This is a genomic window from Shimazuella sp. NTD248 (genome assembly GCF_059510395.1).
In genome coordinates this window covers 1-6,948 of the sequence record NZ_JCAJZT010000020.1, presented here as the reverse complement: position 1 = coordinate 6,948, position 6,948 = coordinate 1, and the positions used below count along the sequence as shown (strand labels likewise).

Below are 6,948 nucleotides of genomic sequence, written 5' to 3'. Positions count from 1 at the left end.
CTCCTGCTTTATCACTTCACTTTTCATCCATGCCTGTTCCTGTAGAGCGTAATCGACATATTGGATGGGTAGTGCTGGTAAAGAAGGTGTCTGTTCCTGACATATCGCAGTATAAGCCATCCATAACTCTTGCAATAATTGCTGAATCGACCAACCATCCGCAATAATGTGATGCAAATTGATATAAAGAACAGAAACTTTGTGATCTACTTGATAGAGATATGCACGATAAAGAGAATCTTGTAAGAGATCAAATGGTGTTTGCACGTCTTGATTCATGCACTCTAATGCTTCATCAATCGAACAAACTTGAAACACTAATCCATTTCCTTTTGGTCGAATGGCCTGATAAACTATCCCTTGCTCTTCATAAAAAGTTGTTCTTAAAGAGTCATGTCGATCCACTATCAACTGAAAAGCTTTTTCTAGGGCTTCCACCTGTAAGTCCCCGTTTAACTTCATAGCCAATGGAATATGGTAAGCAACACTATTTTGTTGCAACTGATGATAAATCCACAATCTTTCTTGAGCTGATGACAAAGGAAGCTTAGCTGGTCGTTCTTTTCGCTTAAACTGTACAGATTTCTCTGTCGCTTTTGCACTTGCCAAGATACCAGCAATTGTTGGTGTTTCAAAAAGTTTCCGTAGATTGATCATATAGGGCAGTAGTTGGTTCATCCGAGCTATTACTTTCGTAGCCAACAGAGAATGTCCACCTAGTAAAAAGAAATTGTCTTGTAGTCCAACCTCTACTCCTAATACATCTTCCCAAATAGCAACCACTTGTTTCTCTTCCTCAGTTTGAGGAGCTACAAAGGTATCTACTCGCGAGAAGGAAAATTCCGGTAATTTACTTCGATCTATTTTTCCATTAGCTGTCAATGGTATTTCTTCTAAGATGACAAAATGAGTTGGAACCATATAACTAGGTAACTTCTCATGTAAGGTATTTCGCCAGCTCACTTCATGAGATTCCTCTTGGCAGCTAGGCACTACATAAGCGATTAATTGTCCCTTTTGTTCTAGCACTACTGTGTCAGATACAGAATCAAATTGGCGAAGAAATGCTTCAATTTCACCTAATTCAATGCGGAAGCCACGTATTTTTACTTGTCGATCAAGGCGACCCAAAAATTGCAGGTTACCATCGCCTAAACATTTGACTTGATCTCCTGTCCGATATAGTCGTCCAAAAGTAGGATGCTGCATATATTTTTCAGCTGTCAATACAGGTTGGTTATAGTATCCAACTGCTAATCCTGATCCACCGACATACAATTCCCCAGCCACTCCAATTGGAACTGGATTACCATAAGCATCTAATACAAAAGCGGTCACATAGTCAATTGGCTTCCCAATGGGTGGTGTAGACTGATGTACACCTTGTTTTAGTTCCACTGCTGTCGAAACAACCGTATTTTCCGTTGGACCATAATGGTTGACAACAGAAATGGGAAAATTTTCAGGTGGATAAATGCGTAAAGCATCTCCTCCTGTCAACAAATACCGAAGTGCAACTTGTGCTGGCCAATCCAGCACCAAGAGGCTTTCTAACAACGGAGTTGGAACGAAACTGACCGATATTTGTTTCTCTAACAAAAAAGTCTTTAATTTCTCAGGGTCTACCCTTATTTCTTCTGACGGCACAACCAATGTTCCACCACTTACTAAAGTAGGCCAAATTTCCCATACAGATGCGTCAAAAGCTGGACCTGCCAACAAAGTAGTTCGATCTAGTGGAGTGAGTGCATAAAATTTGCAATGCCATTGCACTAAATGTAGCAGGGATTCATGCGATACCATTACCCCTTTCGGCAATCCTGTAGAACCTGAGGTATAAATCATATAAGCCAAATCGGTGATCGGTGTGATCACCTCCATCTCATCTGCTGAAAAACGTTTGACTTCATCCCATATTTCATCAAGATAAAAAGTTGAAGTTTCCATTTTATGTCTCTGCTTTGAATGAGCAAGTAAAAGGCTCAACTTAGCATCTTTGACAAGATACGTAATTCTCGACTCCGGATAAGCAGGATCAATGGGTACATAGGCTGCTCCTAGTTTTAAAACAGCTAGAGCGGAAATAACCAAATCTGCCGATCTCTCCATACAAATGCCGACAAAATCTCCTGCCATTACTCCATGCTGTCGTAAATAATGCGCAAGTTGATTGGCTTTTCGATTTAATTCTCTGTAGGAAATCAAGTTGCCGTTGTCTTCCATTGCAATGGCAGTAGGTGTGGAAATAGCATGGTGTTTAATTCTATCTTGGATGGATAAAACAGACATGAGGCGGGAATTTGCTACTGGTTGCAGAAGCTCTGTTTGTTCATCGAGAGTAAGGAAGGAAACTTCTCCTACTTTTTGATCTGGATCAGAAACCAACTCACGGGCTAAATTCGACAAATGCTTACATAATCGCTCCATTGTCTGACGACTAAATAAATCAGTATCGTACTCACAAACAAGATCTGCACCTGATTCACGTTCTCCAATCGATAATGCAATATCATATTTGGTAGTAGTAATAGGTAATTCTTTTCCTGCAAAACCCATGCGATCTGTTTGTTTTTTCTCTTGCAACGTAAACATCACTTGGAACAAAGGAGAATAATCCAGACTTCGTTCTGGAGCCACTTCTTCTACTACTTTTTCAAACGGGATCGATTGATGTCGATAAGCATCAAGTGCAGTTTGTCGGATTTGTTGTACAAAAGAACGAAAGGTCGGATTCTTTGTCAAATCCCCTCTCATGACAAGTGTATTGACAAAGAAACCAATCATTTTTTCTGTTTCTAAATGCTCACGGTTTGCAATTGGTGTCCCCACCGCAATATCTTGTTGACCGCTATAGCGGTGTAACAACACTTGATACATGGCAAGTAAAGTCATAAAGAGTGTAGCATCAGACTCTTTTGCCAACGCTCGAATGCTCTGCCATAATTCATTATCCCAAGATATCGACACTACATCCCCACGGGATCTGCGAACTTTTGGTCTTGAATAATCAGTCGGCAAAGAAAGTACTGACAAATCGGCTAACTGCTTTTGCCAATAACTCGTATCCAAATCTTGAGTCTCTTGCCAAGCTGCATAATCTGCATACTGCAAAAGTTCTTGCTCTTCTTGTTTCCATTCCTTTGCTAATACAGCTTGATAGATCGCACAAAGTTCTGTGAAAAACAGATCAAATGACCAACCATCAGTAATGATATGGTGCATGACAAACAAACATTGTTTTAAGTCTTTTGTGATCGCTATTCTCCAAAGAGGAGGTGTTGTGAGATTAAATGGTTCATTTGCTATTGAATGTAACTGTTCTTTGCTCTCCACTATGGAAAGTGGTACCTTTATTTCCTTGGAAATAATTCTTTGAACATTCTCCTCTTCCTCCACATAACTCGTTCGCAAGATTTCATGTTTTATCATCATCTGCTCTAAACTTAACTCCCAAGCTGATAGATCTAATTCCTCTTCCCTTTCGAATGTGACTGGAACGTTGTAGGCTTCTTTCTTTTCCAGCAATTGATTCATCCACCACAACCTTTTTTCTCCATACGATAAAGGAAGGGGTGTGGAACGATCGATGTATTTCAATCTTTCTTCTTTCCCTTTCGTTGGAAGTTGAGCAGCCATCGAGCGAATAGTTGGATGTTCAAAAATAACTTGGAGTGGTAATTTCACTTGAAATTCCCGATTCATTCGTGAAACGGCTTGTGTTACTAACAACGAATGAGCACCTAGCTGAAAAACATTGTCATTTGCCCCCAAACGATCCATCTCTAAAATGTAGGACCAAATTTCACAAAGCTTTGCTTCTTTTTCTCCATTTGGGGCTTCATACTTCTGTGTTGCATTCGTCGGCATCGGCAAAGCTTTTCGATCCAATTTTCCATTTACGGTTAGTGGCAAACGATCTAAAACGATATACAACTGCGGCGCCATATAGGCAGGCAAACGGTCTGCCACATAAGTTTGCCATTCGGATTTTGCTTCTTGATCTGCTACGACATAAGCCACCAGTTGTTTACCATAATCCTGCTGCCTTGCAATAACTACTGCATCTTGGATAGTTGGATGGGAAACAAGGACTGTTTCAATCTCTCCGAGCTCTAACCAAAAACCATTTATCCTCACTTGGGAATCATTTCGGCCAACAAATGCAAGGTTTCCATCTGGTAACCATTTGACCTTATCACTTGTCCGATAAATACGACCAAAAGCAGGGTGTTCAATACATTCATTTGTAATGTCTGGTTGATTCTCATACTCTCTTGTTAACCCATTTCCACCAATCCACAACTCCCCTGTAACTCCTATAGGGGCAAGTTGTTTGTTGGAATCTAACACATATACTTTTCGCCCTGAAATCGGACGACCAATTGACGGCAATTTATACAATGGGTGATCAAGTTGATCTGCCTCAGCCCATACATGTAATAATTTTTGCTCTTCTAAACTTGTAAAACAAAGGTCCTCTAAGCGTATGTGTTCTCCAGAAACAATCTGCTCCAATAAGGAAATAAAACAGGTCTGTAGCTGCCGAATCACAGGAAGCGAAAATTGATTCATATGGTACATCCATTTGAAATGCAGTTGTTTATCGGCTGCTGTTACTAATGTCAGTGGATAATGAATTTCTTCTTTACCTTGTGTAAACCGCATCGATAATTCCGCTTCTTTGCTTTGTTCCTTAGTGGGATAATTCTCAAATACAAATAAATAATCAAATAAATTTTCGCTTTCCGGAATGTCGCTCCACTGTTGAATCTCTATCAATGAACAGTATTCAAACTGCCTCATTTCCTGAAATGACTTTTGCAAACGACTGAGCCATATAAGAATGGCTTGGTCGGATGGAATAGTTACCCGTACAGGTAAAGTGTTTATCATCATCCCAACCATCGTTTCCACTCCACGTAATTCCGCAGGTCTACCAGATACGGTTGTTCCATAAACCAGATCAGTCTCTCCACTAAAAGCTTTCAGCAGCAATGACCAAGTTCCTTGCAACAACGTGTGTAAAGTAAGATGATGCTCACGACAAAAATCAGTAAGTTCAATTGTTTGTTGCTCGGACAAAGACACACAAGATTCACCAGATTTTCTTTGAGTATCTTTATTAATGTCCAAAACACTTAGTTGAACAGGAGAATCATACCCTGCTAGTTGCTTTTGCCAATATTTTTTTGCTTCTTCTCTATTTTGCTCTGCAATCCATTTCATATAATCTGCAAACGGACGATTACTCGGCAGCAAGATTGGTTTATTTTTGAGCACTGCTTCGTAAATGGAAGTAAGCTCATTCAGTAATAGCGGCATACTCCAACCATCTATCAGCAAATGATGGTAACTCCATATCACTTGGTAGACATCTTTCGCCAAACGCATCAGATAAACACGAAACAATGGTCCATCCTGAACATCAAAGCCACGTTCTCTATCTTGCTTGACATACTCCTCTATCCATTTCTCTTGATCTTCTGCTGGATGTTCTCTCCAATCCACATTTTCCCAAGCTAAGGAGGAAGCACGATAAACCAGCTGATGGGGAATGTTTAATCCTTCCCATAAAAACGTAGTTCGCAAGACTGAATTACGCTCGATAAGTATTTGCCATGCTTTGTGATAAGCATCCAGATGGAGTTGACCTTCCAATACAAAACCAATCTGAACAACATATTCACTACTTTCATGCTGATAAAGAGAATGAAAAAGCATACCATTTTGTAAAGGAGACAAAGGATAGACAGATTCTAATTCTTTTCCATTTATCTCTACTAATTCATTTGATTGCAACCTGGCAAGTGGAAAATCAGACAAAGCATATTCGTCTATTTTTCGTTTTTCCAACTCTTGAAGTGTGATTCTTATTTGTTCTAAAAGATACATCATCGTAGCTTTATGGAAAACAGTATTGCTATATAACAAGGTAATTTGTAATTTGCTTTCTATCAGAACGGCTACTACATCAATAAGATGTGGCCGAATAGCTGATGGCGCACTTGATTTTCCTGCGTTCTCGGTTGTTATTCCCTGAATCAGCTGGACTTCATTACCATCGGATATGGTCACAAATTTCCCCAAATAGTTGAAGCTGATAGAAGCTTTGCTAGCTTCTAACGGCTTGGGATGTAAATGTCGAAGCAAACCATAGGTCAATCCTTGTTTACTCACTTGTCTTAAACGTTCTTTGGTTTGATGCAATACTTCTGTGAGTTCCATCCCCTGTGCTGTTAAGTTAACAGGATAGAGGGAAGTAAACCAGCCAACCGTACGAGATAGATCCATGCCTTCTATTTCTTCTCGACCATGTCCTTCTATATGGATGGTGTGTTTGTTATCCCCAGTCCACTTTTGCAGGGAGTAAACAAGTGCAGTCAATAGTACTTCCTCTATAGAAGCATGAGTTTCCGCAGTCGTCTTTGTGATCATGTGTTTCGTCTCTTCTGGAGAAAAAATAATTTGAACTTGGTCTACGGATTGTTCCGTATTTTCTCCTGTTTTGTCTAATGGTAGAGAAGTTGACTGCACTTTCTCCCACCTTGTTCGCTCTGTCTCTACTCTTTCGCTTGTTGCTAATTTCTGAAGATACTCCGACCACTGGCGATAGGAACTGGTTTTCTGGGGTAACTGTACTGGTTTTCCAGCTGCAAGTTGTTGGTAGATCATCTCGATGTCTTCTACTAGAATTCGCCAAGACACACCATCCATCACCAAGTGATGAGCAAGGAGGAACAATCTTCCTTCCGTTTCCGAGAAGCGGAACCAGATCGCCCGGAATACCGGTCCCTCCGTTAGATGTAAGCTCGCTTGGGCTTTTTCTGTTCTCTGTTCCAACCACTCGATGGGATTTTCTTTTCCTCGCAGATCCACTACTTCCAGTTCTGCTTCCCCTTCTGCTCGGTAGTATTGCTTCCAGCCGGTTTCACTTGGAACCAATCGCAT

1 protein-coding gene is annotated in these 6,948 nt (G+C 40.4%); it reads right to left on the bottom strand.

The window, feature by feature from the left end; translation table 11 throughout:
- The coding region (locus tag AC5WOE_RS19845) for an amino acid adenylation domain-containing protein (RefSeq protein WP_496053326.1) at nucleotides 1-6,948 on the bottom strand (6,948 nt) is incomplete at both ends.